Below are 26,615 nucleotides of genomic sequence, written 5' to 3' on the forward strand. Positions count from 1 at the left end.
GTACTATATGTATATCGACACACCGGCCGAGTGGGCTGGGTGCGCCGAACAGACCTGTACCTGTAATGCCGGGGGTCGGCCCTTATCAGAGTAGAACCGGCGGTAGCGGGCGAGATACGTGATAAGAGTACCTTACTTTGCGATTCGCTCCCGCTAACTAATTAGCATACTATCATCGGCCCAGCCATGGGTAAGATTACGGGCCTGTGGCTATCAGCGATGACGCTACTGGCTGTGGTTGCGGTGTCGACGGCCCCGGTGTTCGGGCCGGGTGTCGCAGCCGCGTCCAATCACGAGACAGCGGCTATCGAGGTGACCGACGCCTCGGCGACAAAGACCAACAGTTCCGGTACGACCAGTGCGCCGTTCTCGGTCGTCTCCGGGATGGAGTTCCAGGTGGAGGTCACGGCTGAGAACACCGGAGACAGCGATGGGACGAAACAGGTGGCCGTCACGGCAAACGGCGAGCGAGTTGCGAAGGTCGACGTCGCGGTCGGCGGCGACCAGCAGACGACGGAGACTGTTCCCGTCACCCTCGACGACACCGGCGAGTACGACCTCGCCGTCGATGGAGTCCCGGCCGGAACGGTAACCGTCGTCGAACCGCCGAACATCACGGTCACCGAGACGACAGTCGACCGGGCTACTGTCACACGAGGCGAAACCATCGAGGTAACTCATACGCTCGAAAACACTGGCGGGCAAACCGGCGAACTGACGATCATCCCGAAGCTTGAGAACACGGACACCGGAGCGTCCCGGATGGTCAACGAACTCGCCGTCGAGGTCGGTGGCGGCGACACGGAGACGACCTCGTGGACGCTGGACACCGGGAGCCTCGACGAGCTGCCTGCCGGGGCGTACGAACTGCGGGACGGTTCCGGCTCGAACCCGACCATCACCATCGAGGAATCCAAGCAGTTCACCGTCGAGTACTCGCAGCTAAGCGACGACTCGACGGTCACCGGCGAGCCCGTCGACCTGACGGTCCGGATGCAAAACCCCAGAGGCGGGGACGGGTCGGCGACAGAGGACGTCGTTCTGCAGACTGACGGCTCCGAAATCGCCACCCGGACCGTCGAAATCGAGAACGGCGATACGGAGACGCTGGAGTTCTCACCGAGCTTCGACAGCGAGGGTACTTACGACCTGACTATAAACGGCGAATCGGTCGGGACCGTCGACGTTGCGGACGAGGGCTCGCTCCAGATTCAGGACGCCGGGCTCATCGACACCCAGGTCAATACTGACACGGACACGGGTGGCATCGGGACCCGCGAGCCGGAGCTGTGGGTGACGGTGGAGAACACTGGCGGACAGACCGGAACGATTACGCTGCCTATCGAAGTTGGCGGCACGCAGGTTGGCCAGGAGTCGGTAACAGTCCCGGCCGATGAGACAGTCAACGAGACGCTCCTCTATCGACTCGAAGGAGCTGTTGACGAGGGCGACCACGAGGTCACGGTCGACGGCGTCACCGCCGGCACCCTGACTGTCGGCCAGCCCGATATTCAGGTCACCGACGCGAGGTGGAACAGAACAACGGTCACTCGGGGCGGAACGGCAGAACTGACGGTGACGGCCAGAAACGACGGGACCGTGACCGCGAAGCAGGAGTTCTGGATCGAAACGGAGAACGAAGCCGTCGACGCCGTCTCGTTCGATCTGGAACCCGATGCATCCGATACGGACACGTACGTGCACACGTTCGAGGAGCCCGGCACGTACCAGTTCACGGTCGGTAGCGAGACTCAGACCGTCACGGTCGAGCAGCCAGCGACGTTCGAGGTCTCCGAAAGGGCGCTGAACACGACGAGGGTGGGCGAGGGCGAGAGCGTCGCGGTCACCGCGACGGTCACGAACACCGGCGACCAGGCCGGTACCTACGAGGTTCCGCTTACGGTCGCTGACGAGCGGGCGAACACCACTGAACTGCAACTGGGGCCCGGAGAATCGACGACCGTTTCGTTCACGGAGCCGTTCACCGCCGTCGGCACGTACCCTATCGACCTCGCCGGCGAGCGGGTCGGGACGGTCCGGGTCTCTGAGGTGGCGACGTTCGAAACCACTAGCGTCGACCTGAACCGAACGGACGTCGTCACCGGGGAGCCGATAGCCGTCACCGCGACAGTCCGGAACGAAGGCGACCAGACCGGGACGGCCGACGTACGGCTGCAGGCGGACGGCAATACGATAGACACGCAGTCGGTGACACTCGACGGCGGCGAGGAAGCGACCGTCACGTTCGCCCAGTCGTTCAGCGATGCGGGGACGCGGGACATCGCCGTCGACAACCAGTTCGGAGCCAGTGTGACGGTTACGGAACCGGCGACGTTCGAGGTCAGCAACGCGGCGGTCAGTAGCGAGTCTGTGACCCAGGGGGGGTCGGTCGAGCTTAGCGCGACCCTCACGAACACCGGTGGCCAAGCGGGGACTGTCACCGGCGAATTCGCCGTCGCAGGATCTGTTGTGGAGAGCCGAGAAGTAACGCTTGAGGGCGGCGAGGCGACGGAAATAACGTATAACCACGTCTTCAACGACAGCGGGAACTACGTAGTCGACATCAACGGCCAGCGGGCTGGCACTGTCACGGTCAAGGAGCCGGCGGCATTCGACACGGCTGCCGTCGACCTGAACCGGACGAGCGCTCGGACAGGCGAACCGATTGAGGTGACTGCCACCGTTGTCAACAACGGCGACGAGACAGGGACCTCCCCGGTGCGCCTCCAGACCAACGACGACATCGTGGACACGACGAACGTCACGCTCTCGGGCGGGCAACAGACCGAGGTCTCCTTCGTCTACGTCTTCGAGAGCGGCGGAGAGTACGACGTGGCGGTCAACGGTGACTCCGGCGGAAACATCTCAGTGACCCAACCCGCGACGTTCGAGGTTCGCGACGCACAACTGAGTAATTCGTCCACCGAAACCGGCGAGTCAGTGGACGTGTCAGCGACTGTCGCAAACGTCGGGACAGAGAGTGGGAACTACACCGCGGCGCTCACAGAGACCAACCAGACGCTCAAGTCCAGAACCATCGGCCCGATTGCCGGCGGTGAAACAGTAACTGTCTCCTTCAGTATCTCCTTCGACAACGAGGGCAACCGCTCGCTCGCTATTGGCAACGCCGCCACCGAAACGCTTGCCGTCGAAGCCGAAAGCAGTAGTGACGGCGGTGGCGGAGGCGGTGGAGGCGGTGGAGGCGGCGGAGGCGGTGGAGGTGGCGGCTTCGATCTCGACGACGAGTCGGACGAGACCGACGACGGCGGCGGCGCAGAGGCTCCTGCGATCTCGCAGTCCCAGATCGACAACGGAGTCACTGTCCGAGTGACTGCCGACGCCGCGAACTCGACGGTCACCCAGTCGCTGAACCGCTCCGGGCCGTCCGAGACCGCGCCGGCGTTCACCCTCTCTGCACTCTCGCTCGACGTGACCAACGACAGTGATGGATTCAACGTGACGATGCTCGGCCCGCAGGCCACGCCGAACGACAGGACCGAAGTTCAGGCAGACGGTGTGCACGGGTACGTGACCGTCACTTCCGGCGCAAATGCGTCTGCCATCAGTCGGGCGAGGTACACCCTACGGCTCAACGAATCGGCGCTGCCGACCAACGGATCGATGGACGCCGTCCGAGTGTTCCAGTACCACAACGGGTCCTGGAGTCAGCTACCCAGTACCGCCAACGCGACGAACAGGTCCATTCGGGCGACATCATCAAATATCTCGACTATCGCTGTCGTCTCCCCGGTCGCTAATACGTCCATCCCGACGACGACAGCCAGCCCGTCGAATACGAATGCATCGACGCCGACGCCCGCAGAACTCACTGTTGCCGATGCATCCCTGATGGCTGACTGGGTCCGGGCCGGCTTCAACACATCGGCGCGAGCGACCGTCGAGAACCCGACCGACGAAACCGTCGAACAGACGCTGACGGTCACTGTCGACGGCGATTCGGTCGCTTCTCGGACCGTTCGACTCGACGCCGGCGAACAAACTACCGTGACGATGGAGTTCGAGGCTGTCGACGGTGCAGTCGCGGTCAACGGCGTCAGTGCCGGTGACCTCCGCGTTGGCTCGAATTCGGCCCCGAGTACAGGCGGGTCCGGGACTGACGAGACTGGTGAAAGCGGCGGCGGTGCGGAGCCAGCCTCCGAGACGGTCTCGGCCTCCGGGCCAGGATTCACCGTTCAGCTGGTCGCACTTGTGCTGGCGTTAATCGGCGGTCTCGTCCGAGTCCATCGTAGAGTGTAGAGGTCGTACGGACGGCGGATTTTCCGGCCTCACTACCGGTTCTGTGTATGAAGGCCGACCTTACCGATGGTTTGGCTGCTGGGTAACTAATCCTTTACTCGCGTACCTCCCTGTATGAGCGAGGTCAAAAAACTCTTTGCTGCTGTCACTATCGTTTTCGGCACCGCTGCGCTCGCGTCCGTATTCGCTGTCGGCAGCGTGGGTGCCTCCGGCGCCGGCCCCCAGAACGGTGTATCGGACGCCGCAGTGAGCACACCCGGAGCCGCCGTCGAATCTATTATCGAATCCGACTCTGAGAGACTACTCTTTCAGGCGAACGAGACGGACACACCGACCGACGGCGAGCAGACTGCGGAGGCCCAACAGACGCCGACGGAACAGCCGCAGACAGACTCCGAAGAAACCGAAGACCCGACTGAAAGCGACCAGACGGAGGTACCCACGGAGAGCCCGGAGACACCGACTGAGAGCGACCAGACGGAGGTACCCACGGAGAGCCCGGAGACACCGACTGAGAGCGAGGAAACGGAGGAATCGACCGAAAACGAAGAAACGGAAGAGCCGACGCAAACCGAGGACCCCACAGATAGAGAACAGGCCGAGACACAGACCCAGACTGAAGAACCGACTGACAGTGAGGAGACCGAGGAACCCACCGACCGTGAGGAGACTGAAGAACCGACAGACGCTGAAGAGACCGAGGAACCCACCGACCGTGAGGAGACTGAAGAACCGACAGACGGTGAAGAGACTGAAGAACCAACGGACAGTGAAGAGACCGAGGAACCGACGGACGGTGGAGAGACTGAGAAACCAACGGACAGTGAAGAGACCGAGGAACCCACTGACCGTGAGGAGACCGAGGCACCGACGGACAGTGAAAGAACTGAGAACGGTACACAGGAGGAAACTGAGGCGGATAGCGATGTCGGCGCTGCCGACACTGACGACTCAGGTGGCAACTCCGACGACGATACCGACTCCAGTGGAGACGGTTCGAACGACTCAGGCGACTCCGACAATAGCGGCTCCGAGGACTCTGACGGCTCGGACAACGACGATGACTCCCGGTCTGACGGTGGAATCTATGACGAGATCACGGGGACGGATGGCGATAACAACGGGACGGCGACCGATGGGGCGAACGCAACCGCGCGGAACGGAACAGCAGGCGGGGGCGCGCCCGCTGGCAACACGGCCGGCGACGGGAACGAAACCGCCGGATTCGGGACCGAAGTGGGTACCGATGGGGAACCCATTCCCGAAGGACAGGGGAACGCCGATTTGCGGATCAGGGAGGCCTCACTGTCGGCTGACTGGGTTCGGGCCGGGTTCAATACGACCGTGCGAACGACAGTAAAGAACGCCCGTCCGCGGCCAGTCAACGAGACACTGACGGTGACGGTCGACGGCGAACCGGTGACGACGGACGAAGTGGCGCTCGATCCCGAGGAAGAGACGGTCGTCGAGACAGAGTTCGAGGCGGTCAACGGAACCGTCCGGGTCAACGGCGAGACGGCGGGTCCGCTCACAGTCGAAAACCAATCCGTTCCGGCCACTGACAGCGACGACAGGGCAACGACCGCGGCACAGGGCCCCGGGTTCACTCTCCCACAAGCGGGCGTCGGTGTCGCGATACTCGCCGTCGTCGGCTGGACGCGTCGGGGCTTCTGACGGCAGCGGGACCATTGAATCGGACCACTGGCGGGCGGTCCGAACTGCTTGTGTGGTGGATTTTTACTCGTACCGCCCGACTGGTCAGTATGGCTCGTAACCTCGCAGTCGTTGGTGCCGGTGGTGCCGGCGCGGCGGCAACGTACGCACTCCGTGATGCGGACGTCGACGTAACAGTGTTCGAGAAGAGCCGCGGCGTCTGCGGGCGCGCTGCGACCCGGCGGCACGGCGACTGCACGTACGAGTACGGGGCGAACTATCTCAAGGCGGACGACGGCCGCGTGACGGAACTGGTCACGGAGTCGCTCCCGACCGAGGGACTCGTCGATATCGAGGAACCGGTGTACGCGTTCGACAGGACCGGGGAAATCGACGCCGGACGGGACGCTGACGAACACAAATGGACGTACGAGGCAGGCATCACACAGCTCGCAAAGCGGCTGTTCGGCGAGACCGACGCCGAGGTAGAGAACGGCGTCCGGGTCGAGCGCCTGGAGCGCCAGCGCGACGGCTGGCGGCTCGAGGACGACGACGGAGCGGATCTGGGGCACTTCGACGCCGCGCTGCTGACACCGCCGGCCCCGCAGACGGCTGACCTGCTGGGGCAGTCGCGGTGGGACCACGACGACTGCCGGGAGCTTCGGCAGGAGATCGCTTCAGTCCCCTATCGAACGGTCATCGCCGGAGTGTTGCACTACCCCTTCGAACTCGACGTGCCGTGGTACGCCGCGGTCAACAGCGACAAGGACCACGACATCGGCTGGATCGGCCGCGAGGAGTGCAAGGACGGCCACGTCCCCGACAGCGACTCCCTGCTGCTGGTCCAGATGAACGAGCCGTGGTCGATTGCGAACTACGACGAACACCCGGACACGCTCGTCGACGACATCGCGACGCGGACGGCTCGACTGCTGGACGACGACCGCTTGGCCGACCCGGACTGGACCGACCATCAGCACTGGCGCTACTCCCAGCCCGAGGGCGAGGGCGACCACGACCTGCTGGCGTGTGCGGCCGAGCACGACCTGCACTTCGCCGGCGACTGGGTGGCCGGCGAGGGGCGGCTCCACGCGGCGCTACGGAACGGACTGGAGACGGGCGAGGCAATCGCCGACGGCGGCTAACGGAACGCCTTTGGGTGCCCGCCGACAGCCACCGACATGGACCACAAGCGGGAACTGACGAGCGTCGACCTCGCCGCCCTGGAGGGCGAACTCGCCGGCTACGAGGGCGCGAAGCTCGACAAGGCGTACCTCTACCCCGAGGACGACCTCGTCAGACTGAAGCTCCGGGACTTCGACCGCGGCCGCGTCGAGTTCCTCATCGAGGTCGGCGACGTCAAGCGCGCCCACGCCGCCGATCCGGCACACGTCCCCGACGCACCGGGCCGCCCGCCGGACTTCGCGATGATGCTCCGGAACCGGCTGTCGGGGGCCGACCTCGTCCGCGTCGAGCAGTTCGAGTTCGACCGCATCATCGAACTGGAGTTCGACCGCGAGGACGCCTCGACCACAATCGTCGCGGAGCTGTTCGGCGACGGCAACGTCGCCGTGCTGGACGAACACGGCGAGGTCATCGACTGTCTGGAGACGGTCAGGCTCAAATCACGCACCGTCGCGCCGGGGACGCCCTACGAGTTCCCCTCGGCGCGGTTCAATCCGATGACCGTCGATTACGACGGCTTCGTCGCTCGAATCAAGGAATCCGATGCCGACCTCGTCCGGACGCTGGCGACGCAACTGAACTTCGGCGGCCTCTACGGCGAGGAGCTGTGTACCCGCGCCGGCATCGATTACAACGTCGCCGTCGACGAACTCGACGAGTCTGATTTCGAGCGGCTGTACGAGCTCATCGACCAGATGGGGACGCGCCTACGTGAGGGGGACGTGGACCCACGGGTGTACTACGAGGCGCTCGATGACGGTGATGGCGCGGGCAGTGCAGACCCCGACGACGAACCGGACCGCCGACGCGTCGATGTGACACCGATCCCGCTGGAAGAGTATGAAGAACTCTACAGCGAGTCTTTCACGGAGTTCAACCCCGCGCTGGACGACTACTTCTTCAATTTCCAGCGGGAGGAGGAAGTCGAGGGCGGCGAGACCCAGCGCCCGGACTTCGAGGCCGAGATCGAGAAACAGAAACGCATCATCCAGCAGCAGGAGCAGGCCATCGAGGACTTCGAGGCCGACGCCGAGGTCGAACGGGAGAAGGCCGAACTGCTGTACGCGAACTACGACCTCGTCGACGACGTGCTTTCGACGGTTCAGGCCGCCCGCGCGGACGACGTGTCCTGGGACGACATCGAGGCGAAGTTCAACGAGGGGGCCGACCGCGGCATCGCAGCCGCCGAAGCGGTCGTCTCACTGGACGGAAGCGAGGGGACGGTGACCCTTGACATCGACGGCACGCGCGTCACGGTCGACGCCTTCACCGGCGTCGAGAAGAACGCCGACGAGCTGTACAAGGAGGCCAAGCGCATCGAGGAGAAAAAGGAAGGCGCGCTCGCCGCCATCGAGAACACCCGCGAGGACCTCGAAGCGGTCAAGGAGCGCCGCGACGAGTGGGAGGCCGACGACGGCGACGACGAGGCCGACGAGGACGAGGGCGAGGACGAACCGACTGACTGGCTCTCGATGCAGTCCATTCCCACCCGTTCGACCGAGCACTGGTACGAGCAGTTCCGCTGGTTCCACACCTCGGACGGCTTCCTCGTCATCGGCGGACGGGACGCCGACGACAACGAGGAACTCGTCCAGAAGTATCTGGAGGGCGGTGACAAGTTCTTCCACGCGCAGGCCCACGGCGGCCCGGTCACGGTCCTCAAAGCCACCGGTCCCAGCGAGCCGTCCACGGAGGTGGACTTCCCGCAGTCTTCACTGGACCAGGCCGCACAGTTCGCTGTCTCGTACTCCTCTGTCTGGAAAGACGGGAAGTTCGCCGGCGACGTGTACATGGTCGACCCCGACCAGGTGTCGAAGACGCCGGAAAGCGGCGAATATCTGGAGAAGGGCGGCTTCGCCATCCGCGGCGACCGGACGTACTTCGAGTCCACGCCGGCCGGCATCGCCGTCGGCATCACCTGTGACGACGAGACGCGGGTCATCGGCGGCCCACCGGCGGCCATCGAGGGCCAGGCCGCGACGAGCATCACCGTCGAACCGGGCCAGTACGCCCAGAACGACATCGCCAAGCGGCTGTACCGGGAGTTCAAGGACCGCTTCGCCGACGAGACGTTCGTCCGCAAGGTCGCCAGCCCGGACCAGATACAGGAGTTCCTGCCGCCCGGCGGCAGTCGGATGGCCGATGACTGACGATGCAGGGGCAGAGCGAACACCGCACTGGAGGTAGTTGGCTGCATGAGTGACCTCGGGAAAATCGACCGCGAACTGTTCGATACCGTCATCTACCCGGAACTGGGTGCGGACCGAGAGGACGTGGTCCTCGGGCCGACACACGGCGTCGACTTCGGGGTCATCGACGTTGACGGGGAGGCGCTGGTCACAGCCACCGACCCGCTGTCGGTGCTGCCCGACCTCGGCTTCGAGCGGGCCGGCCGGTTCGCGCTCGACGTGGTCCTGGCCGACGTCGCCGTTTCCGGTATCCCGCCGTCACACCTCTCCGTGACGTTCACCCTCCCGCCAGAGATGAGCGACGACGAGTTGGCGGCGATGTGGCACGGCTTTGCGGGGCGGGCCGAGGAAGTCGGCGTAAGCGTCGTCACCGGCCACACCGCCCGCTACGCCGGCGTCGACTACTCCTGGGTCGGTGGTGCGACGGTGCTCGGCGTCGGGTCCCACGACGACATCGTCCGGCCGGACGGCGCTCGGCCGGGCGACAAACTGGTCGTCGGTACCGGCCCCGGGGCCGAAGTCACGGGTCTGTTCGCGACCCTCTTTCCGGAGCAGGTCGGGCTGTCGCCCGACCGAACCGCTATCGCACAGGAGCGACTGGCCGACACCGCGCTCGTCGAGGACGCGATGGCCGCGGCGAACGCCGGCAACGTGACGGCGATGCACGACGCCACCGAGGGCGGCATCACCGGCGCGTTCATCGAAATGGCCGACGGTGCGTCGGCACGATTCGACGTGGATAGCGAGGTGATGCCGGTCGCCGAAGGCGTCGGCGCGCTCTGTGACGCGCTCGACATCGACCCCTGGCACGTCAGCAGTTGCGGGACGCTTCTGGCTGCCGTCGATCCTGCGGACGCCGATAGCGTCGTCACCGCGCTCCGTGACCGTGGGACGCCGGCCGCCGTCGTCGGCGAGGTGACCGACGGCTCGGGGCTGTACGTCGACGGCACCCGACAATCCCACCCCGGGGCGGACCCGTCGTGGGATGCCTTTGGGCGCCTGCAGGCGGCTGCCGAGGGCGACACAGACCAGCGGTGAGACACGGAGCCCCTCCCGACGCGAACTGACAGCACGTCACACCTACTGCTATATATGCTTGTAAGGCGTATTATACTTCAATGTGACATATCGTCGTGACTGACGTGGCAGCGACCACGCCAGCCAGGCTACTGTCACGGAGACTCATCATGTTCCAAGAAGCCATATCGTATCCGCGGGACGGCGACAGCGCAGTGAAAACCATCGCTATCGGGGGTGCGTTGCTGTTCCTGAGTTTCCTCGTCGTTCCGCTGTTCTTCGTGTTCGGGTACGTCGTTCGGTCACTCCGGGCCGTGATGAACGGGGAGACGACGCCGCCGGAGTTCGACGAATGGGGCGACCTGGGCATAGACGGGCTGAAGGCGTTCGCTATCGGATTCGTTTACTCGCTGGTCCCGACGGTGATCACAGGGACAGCACTGTTTCTCACTGTTGCCACCTTCGGACCCAGCGAGACCGTCTTCAGTGGCGTAATCACGGGATTGCTCCTCACAGTCGCCGCGCTCGGAATGCTCGCGATTTCCCTGGCCGCAGTGTACATTGTTCCGGCCGCCGTCGTCGCCTACGTTCGGACCGACAGCGTCGCTGCGGCGTTCTCGCCGAGTGACCTCCGCCCGCTCCTGTTCAGCCGCACCTACGCTACTGGCTGGGTCGTCGCGTTCGGTATCAGCCTCCTCGCCGGCGTCGTCGTCAGCGTCCTGAGCGCCACCGTCGTGGGTTCCGTCCTGACCCCCTTCGTAGTGTTCTACGCGTACGTGGCCGGGGCCTACGCTATCGGAACCGCTGTCAGGGAGATGCCGGATATCGCCTCTGAACCCGCGACACCCGCTGCAGGCTCGGTCGCCTGATTAGTTCGGTCACGGGTTTCCTGTCCCAGCGAATCGAATGGCAGAACACTTGTGTCCCTGAAGCGGACGCTTCAGTATGCAAATACAGAGTCAGGAGACCACCGCCGAAGGGGCAGAGCGCATCGAGGTGGTCCCCGAGACGCTGGACGACCTCTGGCATCTCTCGTACGTCATCGAGCCGGGGGACCTCGTCTCCGGCGACACGACGCGGCGCATCCAGCGCAACGACGACAACCTCCGGGACAAGGGCGGCGAGCGCGAGCCGATGTGGATTCAGATCGAAGTCACCGACGTGGAGTTCGCGAAGTTCGCCAACCGCCTCCGGGTCGGCGGCGAAATCGTCGACTGCTCCCGCGAGGACCAGCTGGGCTTTCACCACACGCTCAACGTCGAGGAACACACCGAACTCACCGTCGAGAAACACCTCAAACCGGATCAGGCCGACCGCCTTGAGGAGGCCGTCGAAGCGACGGAGAACCCAGACGTGGCGATTGCGACCGTCGAGGAGGGGGAGGCCCACGTCCACACTGTCGCCCAGTACGGCACCGAGGAGCGGGCGACCATCACCTCGACGACTGGCAAAGGGGAGTACGCCCGCCCGCGGAAGGAACTGTTCGACGAACTGGCGTCAGTGCTCAAACGCCAGGACGTGGACGCCTACATCCTCGCCGGCCCCGGTTTCACTAAGCAGGACGCGCTCGACCACTTCCAGGACGAAATTCCGGACGTCGCCGAGCAGATTACCGTCGTGGATACGTCTGCTGTCGGCGACCGAGGCGTCCACGAAGTGCTCAAACGCGGCGCTGTCGAGGACGTGCAACAGCAGACCCGCATCGCCGAGGAAGCCGACTACATCGACGAACTGATGGAGCGCATCGGCTCCGGCTCGGAAGTGGCGTACGGCCCGGAGGAAGTCGCCAAGGCGGCCGATTACGGCGCTATCGAGACGCTGCTCGTGCTCGACGAGCGGCTCCGACTGGAGCGGGCCGGCGAGGGCGACTGGGACATCGACGTCGACCAGATCATCGAGACGACAGAGCAGAAGGGGGGCGACGTGACCGTCTTCTCCGCGGAGTTCGCGCCCGGCCAGCAGCTCTCGAACCTCGGTGGCATCGCCGCGCTACTTCGGTACCGACTCGATTGAGACCGCGGATTTGCGGTATATGTCTGCTACCAGTCACTCTCTCGGTGAAACTCCCGAAACCGTTTTTTGCCCCGCTCACTATTGCTACGTCGTTCCAATGTCTGCGAGGAGTGGGTGATATGTCGTTCGAAGAACAACAGGACTTTGCCAGACAGGTCGCCGACCTGAACAAGTACGGGCAGGCGCTCAATCGGTGTGAGTCCGTCGACGAGGTCGTTTCCCTCACGCTCGAAGCGATGTCGCTGCTGTTCGAGTTCTCCTACTCTACGTTCGTCGAGGTTCGTGACGACGACCTCCGGGTCGTCCACAGCACGAACCCGAATCTCGTTCAGGGCGAGTCACCCAGTGACCTGGCTCGACGGGCGCAGGAGGCTGGCGAGACGGTCGTTGAACAGGGCACTGACGCCGCTGTCACGGCCGACTCGGACGTGACGGGTGCGCTGGCTGTCCCGGCCCGAATGGGTGACGAGGTGACAGCGGTGTTGGTCACTCGGTCCCAAACTGTCGAGGAGTTCGGGGACGAGTACGTCAGGCCGATGGAAATTCTGGCGACCCACGCCGCGACGGCCATCTCCAACATCCGTTCCCGCGAACGGCTAGAACGGGCACACCGGGACCTGGAACGGCGAAAGGAGATGATCGAGATGTACGACCGGCTTCTCCGCCACGACCTGGGCAACGACCTTCAGGTCATCGCCGGGTTCGCCGATGTCGTCGCGGGACAGGTCGACGGCCAGACCGAGGAGTACGCCGGCAAGATACAGCGTGCGGCCGAGAGCGCCGCCGACCTCATCCACCGCGTCGGCGATCTCGTTTCGACGCTCGAAGCACAGGACAACCCGGAGCCACAGGACCTCGCGACGGTCCTCGGGGACACAGTCCGGGATGTCAGAGCCAACTACGGATCACTGACTATCGATTTCGAGCCGTCAGCGTTCGAGTATCAGGTGTACGGCAGCGACCTGCTCGACTCGGTGTTCACGAACATCATGTCCAACGCGGCGGTCCACAACGAGGACGAGGTCCATATGCGAGTGGCACCGGCGGAGGTCACCCCTGATGAGGTTACCGTCTGTTTCGCCGACGATGGGTCGGGTGTCTCGCCAGACCTGCGCGAGAATATCTTCGAGATGGGCGTGAAAGGACAGGAGAGTCCCGGGACCGGCTTCGGTCTCGGGTTCGTCCGGGCGCTGACCGAGTCCTACGGTGGCAGGGTCAGCGTGGCCGAAAGCGACGCGGGCGGGGCCGAGTTCCGCGTCACGCTCGAACGCGTCTAGCTGACTGTTATCGTCAGACCGTCCTCGGCGAACTGCACGTCGCCGTCGTAGCTGTCCGCTATCGACGCCAGCATCTCCTCGTGTCGTCCCTCCGTGTGTGGATACAGGTGGGTGAGATACACACGTCCGACCTCGGCGTCGGCATCACGAAGCGTCTCGCCGAGCCTCGTCGGCGTCGGGTGGTTCGACACGTCCACGTCGTCCGGGAACGAGCAGTCGTGGACGAGCACTGCCGAGCCGTCGGCGAATTCGACGAGGTCGGTGAACGCCTCGGAGTCCGCGCCGAGCGTTATCGCCGGGCCGTCATCGACGGACAGCCGGTAGGCGAAACACTGCATCGAGTGGCGCGTCTTGCAGGTGTCGCCGCTGAAGCCAGCCAGTTCGAACGGTGCGCTATCGAGATCTCTGAGCGTCAGGTCCAGTCGGTCCTGCATATAGTCGTGTGTTTCGAGCAGGTCCCGAACCAGGTCGCTCGTGCCCGGTGGCCCCGCGATTGTGAGCTCTGTTTCGCCGGCCAGCCAGCGGGCCTTCATCAGCACGTCGAGGTCGGAAACGTGGTCCAGATGGTGGTGGGTCAGCAAGACGGTGTCGACGCCTTCGTAGCCCGCGTCTGTTCGGGCCAGCGAGTGCAACACGCCACTGCCACAGTCGACGAGCAGCCGGTTTCCGTCGCGTTCCAGCAGATAGCCGGACTGCATCCGAGAGCCGGTGGGCATGGCGCTTCCGGTGCCGAGAAACGTGAGACGCATACCGGACGACAGCGAGCGAACGGACAAAGGCGTTGGTGTCTGGGGGTGGGGAAAACCACCAGGGAGCGTCAGCGGAGTGAGGGCGGTGGCCGTCGGCGGGGACGGGGTCAGGGCGGCTCGGGGGCAGGTCACCCGTCGACGGCGCAGTTCATGCTTTGGACGGGGATAGCAAAAGCCCACCTGTGGCTCAAAACGCGTTTTAAGCGAACCCGAGCCGCGACAAAACCGCGAAACGGAGCGGGAGACACTTGTGCGAGCACGACGAGATGCGACTATGAAGAAATCACTCGACGAACACGCCGAGCGGTTCTCCGAGCACGCCGACGCCTACGACGAGGACCAGGATTCGGCGGCGTATCGCGCCTGTGTCGACTTCGTTGTCGAGCACGCGGCCCCCGAAAGCGACGACGTAGTCCTCGACCTCGGCACGGGGACCGGAGCGATCGCGTTCGCGCTCGCGCCCGACGCGGGCGAGGTTATCGGCCGCGACATCAGCGACGGAATGTTGGACAAAGCCCGGGAGAAGGCCGACGAGCGAGGCGTCGAGAACGTTTCCTTCGGCAACGGTCGCTTCCGCGCACCGAACGTCGACCGCCCGGTGGACATCGTCACGTCGAACTTCGCGATGCACCACCTCGGCGACGACGAGAAACGCGAGGCAATCGACACCATCGCCGACCTGGGGCCGCGACGTATCGTCCTCGGGGACGTGATGCTGTTCGGCGACGACGACCCCGACGCGCCGTTTTACAGCCCCGAGGTCGACGACCCGGCAACGGTCGGCGTCCTTGCCGACGCCTTCACCGACGCCGGCTACGCACTGACGGGCGTCGAGATGGTCACCGAGCAGGCTGGCGTGCTGGTCGCCGAACGGATCGATTCGAACTGAATCGACTGGCCCGCTAAACCGGCTCAGCGGTAGTTCCTGTACGCCCAGAACGAGACGTACAGTGTCAGGACCAGCAGCCCACCGAGGAAGAAGGCCACGCCGGGTTCGAGGTCGATGCCACCACTGGCCGCGGCGTCGGTCGTCAGTTGCCGCGCTTCCTCGGTCATCGCTCTGGCCGGGGTGTCGGCTTCCGGAGCCGGAGTGCTTTCCGGAGCCGGCGTGGCTTCCGGCGTCTCCGTCGCCTCGGCTATCTGGAACCCGCCGTCGTCTGTCTCCGTCGGGGCTGGCGTGGGTTCGGCCGTCGCGGCCGTCTCGTTCGCCGCTTCGAGACTCTCGGCGTCCTCGCCGCCCTGGGCACCGTCACCGGCGGCTCCCGAATCGCCGGCCCCCGAACTTCCGAACTGAATCGGGAACTGCCCGAGCAGGAGTTGCAGCATGACGCTGGCGGCGGTGAGGATACCGACGACAGGCAGGACGCGGCGGACGAGCGACCGGAGCGACTGCTTGCGCTCCTGCGTTCCGACGAACAACACAAGCGGGTCCTCCGGGGGCTCGTACACCTTCATCTCCTGGCCTTTCTCGGAGTACTGGACCCCGGCGACGGTGATGAGTTCCTCGTCTTCCAGCTTCTCCAGGTGATAGGATACCTTCTGGATTGACATATCGAGCCGGTCGGCCAGTTCAGAGGGTGTTCCCGGATCGTCGTAGACGGTGTTGAGGATTTCTCTGGCCGTTTCCGAGGAGAGGGCATCGAGGACATCTGAGACGTCTTCGTCGACCCCGACGACCTGTAGCTCCCCGTCCTGTGAGGTGCTCGTGTCGGGACCGCGGGAGGGCAGCAACGACATATATTCCGTTCACTGCCGCCCAGCGTAATGAATCTCGTGGAACCTCACAGGCCCATTTGAGTCTCAGAGCCCGCTATCGAAGGCGAACGACACACCTTCTGGTGACAGCGGGACGTTCGATATGCAGTATAGTGCGGTCTGATTGCCACTACAGCATCCCGGTTACGGACTCTACTGCGTCCGGAGAGAGCGAGTCCCGGGGCGGCCGCACCGTCGCGTGGGCGATGATGCCGCGGTCGGCGAGCAGCGCCTTCACGGTGGGTGCGAAGCCGAACTCGGCACACGCTTCTGAGAGTGGTGAGAGGATCTCCCGCTGGACCGTTCTGGCTTCCGCCACGTCGCCGTTGGCGACGGCGGTGCCCGCCCGTTCTAGCTCGCTGGACAGTAGATGGGAGAGCGCGCTGACGCCGCCGTCGCCGCCCAGCACGAGCGACGGGACGAACAGGCCGTCGTGGCCCTGATAGACGGTGAAGTCCTCCGGCGTTCGATTGAGGACCGCGGTGACGTACGGCAGGTCGCCGGAGGAGTCCTTGAGTCCCGCAACGGTGTCCGATTCGGCGAGCGCGGCGACCGTCTCGACGGACAGCTCCTGTCCGACGGCCTCGGGGATGTTGTAAAGGTAGACTGGCAGCGGTGCGTCGGCCAGAACTGCTTCGAAGAACGCCTCGTTGCCCGCCCCGCTGGCCTGGCCGCCGTAGTACGGCGGAACGACGAGCGTACTGTCCGCACCCTGCTCGGCGGCGAACTGCATTCGGTCGTGCACCGTCTCGACGTCGGTCGCGGCCGTCCCGACGATGACGCGGCAATCGTTGGAGGCTGTCTCCGTCGCGGTTCGGACGACGGTCCGGTACTCCTGTGGCGACAGCGTCTCGAACTCCCCGGTCGTCCCGCAGGGAACGATGCCGTCGACGCCGGCCGCGGCGACGTGCCGGACCAGCGATTCCAGCCCGGCGACATCGAGGTCACCGTCGGCGTCGAACGGCGTCACCAGCGGCGTCAGTACGTCGAAGGACTCGGCCATGCACCAGGTCAGACACGGCGGTCGCTTAGACGTTTTCCCCGTCGATATGGCGGAACCCACTTGCCGCGGCGGTCCTACTGGTCGGTAAGAACCGACAATGGGAGGACGCGAGCGTCTCGCAGCGACAGACCCGGACTTCGACCCGGAGGCGGTCGACATCGACGACGCCGAGGTGTTTTCCCGCCTCGCGCCCGTCGTCCAGGAGTGGTGGGTCGAGCAGTTCGGGGAGTTCGTCCCCGGCAACGGCGGCTTCTTCACGCCGCCACAGAAGGAGGCCATCCCGCTCATCCACGAGCGCGAGAACGCTCTCATCTGTGCGCCGACGGGGAGCGGCAAGACCCTCGCATCCTTTACCGGCATCATCAACGAACTGTTCGGGAAGGCCCGCGAAGACGAGCTTGAGAACTCCGTCTACTGCCTCTATGTCTCGCCGCTGAAGTCGCTGGCCAACGACATCCACCGGAACCTCGGACAGCCGCTGGACGGCATCACGGCCAAACTCGACGAGCGCGGCGAGGACGTCGAAATCCGGCACGCGATTCGCCACGGCGACACCAGCGACAGCGAGCGCCAGGCGATGCTGGAGACGACGCCCCACATCCTGAATACGACGCCGGAGACCCTCGCTATCCTCCTGAACTCCCCGAAGTTCAAGCAGAAACTCGAAACCATCGAGTACGTCATCGTCGACGAGATTCACAGCCTCGCCGAGAACAAGCGCGGGACACACCTCTCGGTGTCCCTGGAGCGCTTAGAGGAGATGGTCGAGGAACCGCCGACACGCATCGGCTGCTCGGCCACCGTCGAGCCGCTGGACACCGTCGCCGAGTTCCTCGTGGGTCGCGAGGAGCCTGGCGGCGACCCACGGGACTACGAAATCGTCGACACGCGCTTTGCCCGCGATTTCGACATGGAGCTGTCCTGTCCGGCTGACGACCTCATCAACACGCCCCGCGACATCGTCACCGAGCGCTTCTACAAACAGCTCCACGAGCACGTCCAATCGCATACGAACACGCTCGTGTTCACGAACACACGCTCGGGAGCCGAGCGGGTCCTCCACAATCTCCGCGAGAAGTTCGACGACTACGACGAATCGAACTCCGGCTGTCATCACGGCTCGCTCTCGAAGGAGAAGCGCCGCGACATCGAGGAGTCGCTGAAGGAGGGGTCACTCGATGTGGTGACGACCTCGACCAGCCTGGAGCTGGGAATCGATATGCCTCACATCGACCTCGTCGTGCAGGTGGGGTCGCCCAAGTCCGTCGCCGCGTTGCTCCAGCGTATCGGCCGTGCCGGCCACCAACTCGGCGAGACCGTCGAGGGACGCGTCATCGCGCTGGACCGCGACGAACTCGTGGAGTGTGCGGTGATGCTCCAAAAGGCCGAGCGAGGCTTCGTCGACCGCGTGTTCATCCCCGAGAACGCCCAGGACGTGGCGACCCAGCAAATCTACGGCATGGCTATCAACGATGTTCGACCAGAGGCCACGTTCAAGAGCGTCCTCCGGCGGGCCTACCCATATCGGGACTACGACGACGAGAACTGGGAGCAGCTGATGCGGTACATGACCGCCGACTACCCCGGGATGGAGGACAAGAACGTCTACGCCAAAATCTGGCGGGACACCAACGACGCGCCCGACGGCGAGCACCACTACGACGCGTACGACGTGGGTGAGCACCTCATCGGCAAACGCGGCCGGCTCGCGCGGGTCATCTACATGACCAACATCGGGACGATTCCGGATTCCTTTACTTGTGACGTGGTGACCCGCAGCGACGATAGCTGGGTCGGCCAACTGGACGAGTCGTATCTGGACACGCTGGAGAAAGGTGACGTGTTCGTGCTGGGCGGGGACAACTTCGAGTACCGCTACCGCCGCGGGTCGAAGGTGTACGTCGACCGGACCGCCGCCCGCCCGACCGTCCCGTCGTGGTTCTCCGAGCGCCTCCCGCTGTCGTATGACCTCGGCCGCGAAATTCTCGACTTTCAGGGACAACTGCTTGACCGACTGGCCGACGGGGGAATGTCCGAAGTCCGCAACTGGCTCCGGGAGTTTCCCATCGACGAGAACAGCGTTCGAGCTATCGCCCGGATGTTCCGCGAGCAGGTGGCGTACGCCGGACCGGACAGCGTGGCTACGACCGACCGACTCGTCATCGAGGAGACGCTGGACCACGACGAGTACGAGCGTCACTACCACGTCCACTCGAACTACGGCCGACGGTTCAACGACGGCTTCTCGCGCTTGCTGGCGTATCACATCGCGCAGGCGGCCAGCGCGAACGTCCAGGTCGCCGTCGCCGACAACGGCTTCACGCTCTCGATGCCGCTGAACCGCAAAGTCGATATCGCGCGGATCGTCAACGACCTGGACCCGGAGACGGCCCGCGAGGACCTGCGGGCCAGCCTCGACGGGACGGACCTCCTCCAGCGGTACTTCCGCATCAACGCCACACGGTCGTTGATGATACTCAAACGCTACAAGGGGTACGAGAAGTCGGCCAGCGAACAGCAGGTGTCCTCGGAGATGCTGCTGGGGTTCGCCGAGGACCTCGGGGACTTCGCCGTCGTCGAGGAGACCTACCGCGAGATTCTGGAAGACAAGCTCAACGTCGACGGCATCGAGACGGTTCTGCGTGCGATACAGGATGGCGACGTGGACGTGGTCCGGACCCGCGTCGATTCGCCGTCGCCGCGCGCCTTCGGCCTCGCGACGCTGATGGCCAGCGACGTGGTGCTCGCCGAGGACGAGTCGGCCGTCTTACAGGAGTTCCACCAGCGAGTGCTGAACGAAATTGCGGACGGAGACGCCGACGACGGAGTCGTTGCGACCGACGACTGACGAAAGAGGGCCCGGGTCGCGTTCACTCTTCGGAGACGACCGGACAGTTGACGGTGGCTGCGCCGGCGTTCAGGACAGTCGCCGAACTGGCCGAGTCGAGGTCGGAAACGGCGGCGAAATCGGCGTTGTCGTAGATGTTCACCGACCACAGCGGCGAGTATGCGTCGTCGCCGGGCACCGTCGCCGTGACGTTGTGTGTCTGGTCGTTGCCTTCCTCGGACATGAATCCGGAGGCCGGGCCACCACCGTCCTCGCCGGGGTTCGTGTTGAAGCTCACGTAAATCGGGGACAGCGGAACGGAGCCGTCACGCAGCGAGAGGCTGGCTTCCTCGAACAGGAAGTACGAGACGACTTCGCCCTCGTACCAGCCCTCAACAGGCGACGCGGGACTTTCATCCGCGCTGTGACGCATCGACGCCGTTGACCCGTCGGGAACGATTGGACAGTTCTTGACTGTGCTCGTCGGCGAGATATCGAAGCCGGCAGCCTGAATCTCATCGACGCTCGTCACCGTGTTGGCCTCGTAGTCGTCGGGGACAGTCACCATGTGGACCTGCCAGAAGTCGTTGTACCCCTCGTCGCCAGGGACTACGTCGACGATGTTCAACTGTCCCTCGACGGGATCGCCGTTCTCGTAGAAGAGGGCGTAGATGGGCGCTGGCTGGGTCGACTGCACGTCGAAGTCGTAGTACTCGATGCCGTCCCCGCCTGGGCCATATCCTTGCGTCAGAAACAGCGAATCGAAGTCGATCGGTTCGTCGGGGCCGGGCAGCGCGTCGTTCTGGCTGCGCCGGTGTAACATCCCGGCGCTGTCGCTGAACCGGTCAATGCTGGCCCGCGGCGCCTCGCTGGGGTCGGTCGGACTCATCTCGCTGTCCATCGATTCAGTCATCTCCTCGTCCATCGCGTCAGTTTCCGCTCCCATTGACTCGCCATCGCCCTCGGTCATCGCGTCCTCCGCTGTCATCGATTCGGTCATTGCCTCGGTGCTTGCGCCGCCGCCGTCGTCACTTCCCGTACAGCCCGCGAGCGGGAGCGTGACACCTGCAGCAGCGAGCGTCGTCAGAAACGTCCGTCGGGTTCGTGACATACGCTTTGTCCGGCGTCGGGACTATACAAGGAGATTTTTGGAAGTTTCGGACAATTCAGGCCCTACTCGACCCAGTGTCTCGGTCAAAATTCTTCCAATTTCGCCCCTGAGCCAAACCGTTAATCCGCGGCCGGCCCCACGGGTGAGACATGGAGTCGCTCCACCCGCGGGTGAGACTGCTGTGGGTTCTGTCGACAGTCATCCAGGCGTCGGTACTCGGTGTTATCGCCTATCTCGTCGACCGGTTCGCGGTCTCACTGCCACAGACGGTGGTCGTCGGCGGCTGGGTCGTGCTCGTGGTGCTGGGTATCGTCCACGCAATCGCTGCCCACCGAATCTGGCGCTTTGACCTGCAGGACGACGCACTCTTTCTCCTCCGCGGTGTCGTGACCCGGACCGACACGTCGGTCCCGTACGTTCGTGTCCAGCACGTCGACACCACTCGCGGCCCGGTAGAGCGCGCCATCGGGCTGGCGAGCGTCGTCGTCTACACTGCCGGGACCCGCGGCGCGGACATCACGATTCCCGGACTGCGGCCCGAACGAGCCACCGAACTGCGCGAGCAGCTCCGTGACCTCGCGAACGAGAGCGAGGCCACGGACGCGGTATGAACCGGCTCCACCCCCGAAGTGCCGTCCTGCGAGTCGCCCGAGCAGCGCTGCAAGGCGGCTTCTTCGGCTTTTTTGGCGGGTCACTGGGAACCGGAATGTTCGGACTGCCAGCGTTCGCGGTTCCGTTACTCGGCCTGCTCGGCGCGCTGACGTTTAGCGGCTACGCGCTGGCGCGCTATTTCCGTTTTCAGTACGAACTCGACGGCGACACGCTTACTGTCGAATCCGGCGTCTTCGCCAGGCAGTCCCGCCAGATTCCGCTGGGCCGCGTCCAGAACTTAGACGTCGAGCAGAACATCCTCAACCGCCTGCTCGGACTCGCAATCGTCCGCTTCGAGACGGCCGGTGGCAGCGCGACGGAGGCTACGCTGGACGCAGTCGACGAGGCCGAGGTCAAACGCCTGCGGAACTACGTGCGGACCCACGACCGGGACCAGGCCGCCGAGGCAGAGACAGCCACCGCCGACACGGTGTCCGAAGCTGCGACACCTGGCCGGTCGGCCCACGCCGATCTGCCCGGCGTGACCGGCCCCAAACCGACACACGCTGGCGACACTCAGGCGAGGAATGACCTCGGGGAACCGGTTTCCGAATCGGACACGGCGGAACGCGACCAGCCGGACGGGTCGCTGCTGTTCGCGTTCACCCAGCGCGAACTCCTGACGTACGCGCTCGTCTCCGTTCGGCCGGCCGCGCCGGTCCTGACGCTGGCGTCACTCCCGCTTGGGATGGACGTCGTCTGGGCGGTTCTGCGGTTCAATGCGACCCTTGCCGGCGCATCGCTGAGCGGGCCGGTAGTTCGCTGGCTGACCGGCTCACCGGAAACCACGCGGCTCGCGGTCTTTGCTGCGCTCTCCGTCGTCCAGTTCCTCCTGCTCGCACTGGTCGTCAGCGTGGCGCTGACAGTCATCGAATACTACGGCTTCCAGCTCACGCAGGCCGACGACGACCTCCGGTACGAGCGTGGACTGTTGCGGCGTTACAGCGGCAACATCCCGCTGGAGAAGGTCCAGACGGTTACCATCCGCGAGAACGTCCTGATGCGGCGGTTCGGCTACGCGACGCTGGCCGTCGAGACGGCCGGCTACAGCGGCGGGAACCAGCAGTCCACGCAGGGCGTCGCCGTCCCGCTCGCGCCCCGCGAAGAAGTGTACGAACTGGCCCGCGATATCGAGCCCTTCGGCGACCTCGACTTCGACCGGTCGCCGAAACGCGCCCGTCGACGGTATCTCGCCCGCTTTTCGCTGGCCGCGGCCGGCCTCACCGCAGTCGCCTACGCCCTCGACACACTGCTGCTGGAGACTGGCTACTGGTGGGTCGCCGCACTCCTCTTCCTCACAGTTGCGCCGGCAGCTCACCTCCGCTGGCGACACCGTGGGTACGACCTTGGCGAGTCCGTGCTGGCGACCCGAAGCGGGTTCTGGCGACGAACGACACGCATCGTCCCGTACTACCGGCTCCAGACGGTGTTCGTCACGCGGTCGCCGTTCCAGCGGCGCCGCGACCTGGCGACTGTGGGGGCCGACACGGCGAGTTCGTCGAGCCTTCTCGGCGGCGTCGCTCGGGTGTACGACATCGACGAAGACACCGCAAAAGAACTCAGAGACACGCTTCGGGAGCGCCTCACCGCACACGTTGCAGGGCTGCGGACGGGCGATAGGGCCGGCGACGCGGACGCGTAGTCAGCCCCGCGCCCACTCGACCATCCGGCCGTACACCTCGTCGGTCGCCAGCGCGTCGCCGTCGCCGACGAGAACGAGCGCCTTCTTCGCTCGCGTGAGTGCGACGTTGATGCGCCGGTAATCCTCGAAAATCGGGCTGTCGAGCGTCCCGGTGGCGACGAAAGAGATGACGATGACCTCCTTGCTCGACCCCTGGAACCGGTCGACCGTGTCGACGGTCACGTCCGGGAGCCGTTTCGAAATCTCCGCGACCTGGGCGCGGTACGGCGCGATGACACCGATGTCGTCGGCCGGAACCCCCGCGGACCGATACGACGCGACGATGTCGGCGATCCGGTCGGCCTCGTCGGGGTTGGTGTTGCCGACCTGGCTTCCGTCCGGGTCGACGAAGGCCACGCGGTCCCGGAGCCACTCGGGCAAACTTGCCGTCGAGACGCCGTCGAGGTCGTCGAGTCGCTGGGCGGCCACCTCGCCGGTCGCCGGCCGCAACTGACCGTCGTAGAACTCCCGCGAGGCGAAGGCCTGGATGTGCTGGGCCATCCGGTACTGGCGGTCGAGCATCACGCCAGCGTCCGGGTGGGCGTCGATGAGCCGCTCGAACAGCGATGTCGTCAGCGTCTCGTCCTCGGACTGGACCACCGGCGGGAGCTGCTGGTGGTCGCCGACGAGCACGAATCGGTCGGCGAGCGTCGTCGCCGCGAGCGTCCCCGGTTCGGTCAGCTGGCCGGCCTCGTCGACGACCGCGACGTCGAACTCCTGGGTCTGGAGCGTGCTCCCGCCGCAGGTGGCCGTGGTCGCCGCGACGACCTGCGCGCTCTGGAGCCGACTCGCACATTCGCCGGGGTCGCCGCTGGTCTCCAGTCGGTATTTCTGCATATCTTCGCGGACGCCGCTCTTCGTCCCGACGCGGACGATGTCGGTGTAGCCCTGGTCCTCCAGCGCCTCCAGCAGATTGTCGACGGCGCGGTTGGTGAACGCCGAGAGCAGGACGCGGTCGCCTCGGTCTCGCGGGTCGCCCTGCTCCCCGCTCGCCTGTTCGGCGGGGCGCTGCCCCGCTCCCTCGACTAAGGCACGAACCATCCGCGCCAACGTGTACGTTTTTCCGGTCCCCGGCGGCCCGTGGACGAGCGCGAAGTCCTCAGCGCCGACGGCTAGCTGGACGGCCTCGTTCTGGGCGGCGTTGTTGTCGATGAAGGTCTCCGCGACCGGATCGAACTCCGGCTCTCGCCGGCCGAACAGCACGTCCTTCCGCTCGGGCGACTGGAGGAGGACGGCGTCGTGGAGCGCGTTCTGGAGCCGGTCGGTCGTCAGTTCGGAGGGATACACGTCCAGCCGGCGGAGGTCCAGCGGCTCGTCGGCCGTGACGACGATCTCCTCGTTCACGGCGGTGCCGTTCCCGCTATCCGAAGCGCGTGGTGCCTCGTTGCCCAGTCGCTCGACGCGGGCCAGTTCGGCGTTGCCGGTCACCGGGTCGCCGTCGCTGGCGAGCACGAGATTGCCTTCGCGGATCTTCGAGACGGCTCCCGTCCCGGTCGCCCGGAGTTCCCAGCGGCCGCCGTCGAGTTCCCGGCGACCGGTCGGTTCTAGGTCGATGAGCGCCCGGTCGTTGTCGGCCCGCTCCTCGGGCGTCTGCTCCCAGAGCTTCGCGTACTCCCGGTGGACAGCACGGCGCTCGGCCTCGATTGCCGTGTAGAACCGCTCGAAGTAGTCCAGTTCCTCCTCCGGCACCGCTCGGCCGACCGTTCCGGCCTTGGATTCCTGATCGAGTCGGCCGGAGACGGCCATGCAGGTGTCCTGCTCGAAGCAGTACTCGCATTTCGCGTTGGCCTCGTAGCCTGTCGGCACGCCCGAGTCGTACTCCAGCGCCGCAATCGCGTTGCGGGTCCGGACGACGTAGTTCAGCAGGCCGCTCCCGATGGAGAACTCCTTGGCCGGCGAGAGGTCGCCGCTCTCCTCGTTTCGGTCGACGGCGGCGTTCTTGGTGTAGAGGAGCGTGCCCGTGTCCGGCGCGGCGTCGACAGCGCTGCCCGCACCGGCCGCGCGCTCCCCAAGCATCAGCGCGTAGGCTGTCGCCTGAATCTTGTCCTGGAACCGTGGCTCCCGCTTGGTGTTTTTGCCAGTCTTGAGTTCGACGGGCATCCCGCGTCGGACCGCGTCGGCCCGCCCTTTCATGCCGAATCGCTCAGAGATGAGCGTCATCTCGGAGCGCCATTCATCGGTTTCTGTAAGCGTCCCCTGCTGGAGCCACCCCTGAATGGCCGACGCGTGGTCGCGCACGTCGCCGGCCACCTCGTCGGCCTCCCGGCCGAGCAGGCCGATGTCTAGCCCCGCGGCGTCGACCTGTTCCTCGATAGCGGTGTCGAGGTCCCGACCACGGAGCAGGTCGCCGAACACCTCGTGGACGACGGTCCCTTTCACCAGCGGATAGGCGTGCTCCGCGCCGTCGAGCTTCCGGAGGTAGTACATCCGCGGGCACTGCACCCACGCCCGGATGTCGGTCACGTCGACGAGGAAGTCCGGCTGGACGACGAGGGTGGCGTCGCCGCCGACGGAGTACTGCTGCTCGCCCCGGTACTCCCGCTCGTCGGGGTTGTAGACGGCGATCTCCATCCCCGTCTCGATGACCGCGGCGTTCTCGGTCCACTTCCCCCAGAGCGTCACCGTCGTCGGCTCGCCGGCCCCGCGCTCGGGCCGAATCGTCACCTCACAGAGGTCGCTTTCGCCGTACTGGGTGTTCACCGTCTTCGGCTCCTCGATGTCGACGACGACGCCGCGAACGCGGTCCGCGCTCACGGGTTGGCCCTCCCCTGTTGCACGGCCCAAGCGAGGGGGCGGACCCTCAAAAGTCGTTCGCGCCGCAGGTCACTCGCCGGTCGCATCGACATCCGAGTCGGCATCAGCAGCGTACTCTCTCAGCGTCTCCAGGTCGACGTCTTCGAGCACGTCCTCGCTCGTCGCGTCGAGGTTCACCGGCGGGGCACGCCCGGCCTCGTGGGCCTCTATCCAGCGCGGGACACAGACACACCAGCGGTCGCCGGGGTCCAGACCCGGAAAATTCAGCTCCGGCCGCGGCGTCACGAGGTCGTTGCCCTGGGCCTTGCTGTACTCCAGAAACTCCGCCGTCATCACGGCACAGATCTCGTGCCGGCCCGGGTCGCGCTGGAGCGGGTAGCAGTAGCCGTCGCGCATGAACCCCGTCTCCGGGTCCATCGAGCAGCGGGCCAGCTCCCCGCCGAGGACGTTGCGTTCGCTTTCCATACTACGTCTGGCTGTTCCGCAGGGTAAA

At 65.2% G+C, this 26,615-nt stretch carries 18 protein-coding genes; 12 read left to right on the forward strand and 6 right to left on the reverse strand.

The features are described from left to right. The first annotated feature begins 186 nt into the window (after positions 1-186). The 8 genes from C442_RS07030 to C442_RS07065 all read left to right on the forward strand — a co-directional run bounded on the left by C442_RS07030 (position 187) and on the right by C442_RS07065 (position 13,591). Positions 187-4,257: a CARDB domain-containing protein gene (locus tag C442_RS07030; protein ID WP_152418448.1), complete on the forward strand. Its 4,071-nt coding sequence runs from the start codon at positions 187-189 to the stop codon at positions 4,255-4,257. Between the two features lie 114 nt (positions 4,258-4,371). Next, positions 4,372-5,931, forward strand: coding sequence for a putative sodium/potassium/calcium exchanger (locus tag C442_RS07035; protein WP_008309060.1), 1,560 nt, complete (start codon positions 4,372-4,374; stop codon positions 5,929-5,931). Between the two features lie 89 nt (positions 5,932-6,020). Next, positions 6,021-7,055, forward strand: a complete 1,035-nt coding sequence (locus C442_RS07040; RefSeq protein WP_008309062.1) for an NAD(P)/FAD-dependent oxidoreductase — start codon at positions 6,021-6,023, stop codon at positions 7,053-7,055. Positions 7,056-7,091: 36 nt separating this feature from the next. Next, positions 7,092-9,245 (forward strand): ribosome rescue protein RqcH, encoded by a 2,154-nt coding sequence (gene rqcH / locus C442_RS07045; RefSeq protein ID WP_008309064.1) that lies wholly within the window; start codon positions 7,092-7,094, stop codon positions 9,243-9,245. 45 nt (positions 9,246-9,290) lie between these two features. Beyond that, a complete protein-coding gene (locus tag C442_RS07050; protein ID WP_008309066.1) occupies positions 9,291-10,322 on the forward strand; it encodes an AIR synthase family protein in 1,032 nt (343 codons plus the stop codon). 149 nt (positions 10,323-10,471) lie between these two features. Next, on the forward strand, positions 10,472-11,170 hold the full coding sequence (locus C442_RS07055) for a DUF4013 domain-containing protein (RefSeq protein ID WP_008309068.1): 699 nt from the start codon (positions 10,472-10,474) through the stop codon (positions 11,168-11,170). 76 nt (positions 11,171-11,246) lie between these two features. After that, positions 11,247-12,314, forward strand: a complete 1,068-nt coding sequence (locus C442_RS07060) for an mRNA surveillance protein pelota (protein WP_004592649.1) — start codon at positions 11,247-11,249, stop codon at positions 12,312-12,314. Positions 12,315-12,433: 119 nt separating this feature from the next. Then, positions 12,434-13,591 carry a sensor histidine kinase gene (locus tag C442_RS07065; protein WP_008309070.1) on the forward strand — a complete coding sequence of 386 codons (1,158 nt, stop codon included), beginning with the start codon at positions 12,434-12,436 and terminating at the stop codon, positions 13,589-13,591. On the opposite strand, the gene C442_RS07070 is transcribed toward C442_RS07065, so the two are convergent. Further along, complete coding sequence (locus C442_RS07070; RefSeq protein ID WP_008309072.1) at positions 13,588-14,340, reverse strand: MBL fold metallo-hydrolase; 753 nt, start codon at positions 14,338-14,340, stop codon at positions 13,588-13,590. The two genes, C442_RS07065 and C442_RS07070, sit on opposite strands and share 4 nt — an antisense overlap. Before the next feature lie 274 nt (positions 14,341-14,614). Between C442_RS07070 and C442_RS07075 the strand changes: the two genes are divergently transcribed. After that, positions 14,615-15,229: a class I SAM-dependent methyltransferase gene (locus C442_RS07075; protein ID WP_008309073.1), complete on the forward strand. Its 615-nt coding sequence runs from the start codon at positions 14,615-14,617 to the stop codon at positions 15,227-15,229. A gap of 23 nt (positions 15,230-15,252) precedes the next feature. On the opposite strand, the gene C442_RS07080 is transcribed toward C442_RS07075, so the two are convergent. Together C442_RS07080 and C442_RS07085 are read right to left on the reverse strand one after the other, a co-directional pair. Beyond that, positions 15,253-16,077, reverse strand: coding sequence for an ArsR/SmtB family transcription factor (locus C442_RS07080; RefSeq protein WP_008309074.1), 825 nt, complete (start codon positions 16,075-16,077; stop codon positions 15,253-15,255). 148 nt (positions 16,078-16,225) lie between these two features. Further along, a complete protein-coding gene (locus C442_RS07085) occupies positions 16,226-17,098 on the reverse strand; it encodes a dihydrodipicolinate synthase family protein (protein ID WP_008309075.1) in 873 nt (290 codons plus the stop codon). A gap of 97 nt (positions 17,099-17,195) precedes the next feature. Between C442_RS07085 and C442_RS07090 the strand changes: the two genes are divergently transcribed. Next, positions 17,196-19,946, forward strand: a complete 2,751-nt coding sequence (locus C442_RS07090) for an ATP-dependent helicase (RefSeq protein WP_008309076.1) — start codon at positions 17,196-17,198, stop codon at positions 19,944-19,946. A gap of 22 nt (positions 19,947-19,968) precedes the next feature. Here the strand turns inward: C442_RS07090 and C442_RS07095 are convergent, their stop codons facing one another. Then, positions 19,969-21,036 carry a hypothetical protein gene (locus C442_RS07095; RefSeq protein ID WP_008309077.1) on the reverse strand — a complete coding sequence of 356 codons (1,068 nt, stop codon included), beginning with the start codon at positions 21,034-21,036 and terminating at the stop codon, positions 19,969-19,971. 149 nt (positions 21,037-21,185) lie between these two features. Here C442_RS07095 and C442_RS07100 point away from each other — a divergent pair, with 149 nt between their 5' ends. Next, complete coding sequence (locus C442_RS07100) at positions 21,186-21,647, forward strand: PH domain-containing protein (protein ID WP_008309078.1); 462 nt, start codon at positions 21,186-21,188, stop codon at positions 21,645-21,647. Then, the gene (locus C442_RS07105; protein WP_008309079.1) at positions 21,644-23,329 is read left to right on the forward strand and encodes a PH domain-containing protein; all 1,686 of its coding nucleotides are present in this window, start codon (positions 21,644-21,646) and stop codon (positions 23,327-23,329) included. Before C442_RS07100 ends, C442_RS07105 begins: the two co-directional genes overlap by 4 nt. Here the strand turns inward: C442_RS07105 and C442_RS07110 are convergent, their stop codons facing one another. Together C442_RS07110 and C442_RS07115 are read right to left on the reverse strand one after the other, a co-directional pair. Beyond that, on the reverse strand, positions 23,330-26,122 hold the full coding sequence (locus C442_RS07110; protein WP_008309081.1) for an AAA domain-containing protein: 2,793 nt from the start codon (positions 26,120-26,122) through the stop codon (positions 23,330-23,332). It abuts the gene before it with no gap. A 69-nt stretch (positions 26,123-26,191) separates the two neighbouring features. Then, on the reverse strand, positions 26,192-26,587 hold the full coding sequence (locus tag C442_RS07115; RefSeq protein WP_008309083.1) for a DUF2237 family protein: 396 nt from the start codon (positions 26,585-26,587) through the stop codon (positions 26,192-26,194). Positions 26,588-26,615 lie beyond the last annotated feature (28 nt).

It is taken from the genome of Haloarcula amylolytica JCM 13557 (assembly GCF_000336615.1).
In the GTDB taxonomy this organism is placed as follows: domain Archaea; phylum Halobacteriota; class Halobacteria; order Halobacteriales; family Haloarculaceae; genus Haloarcula; species Haloarcula amylolytica.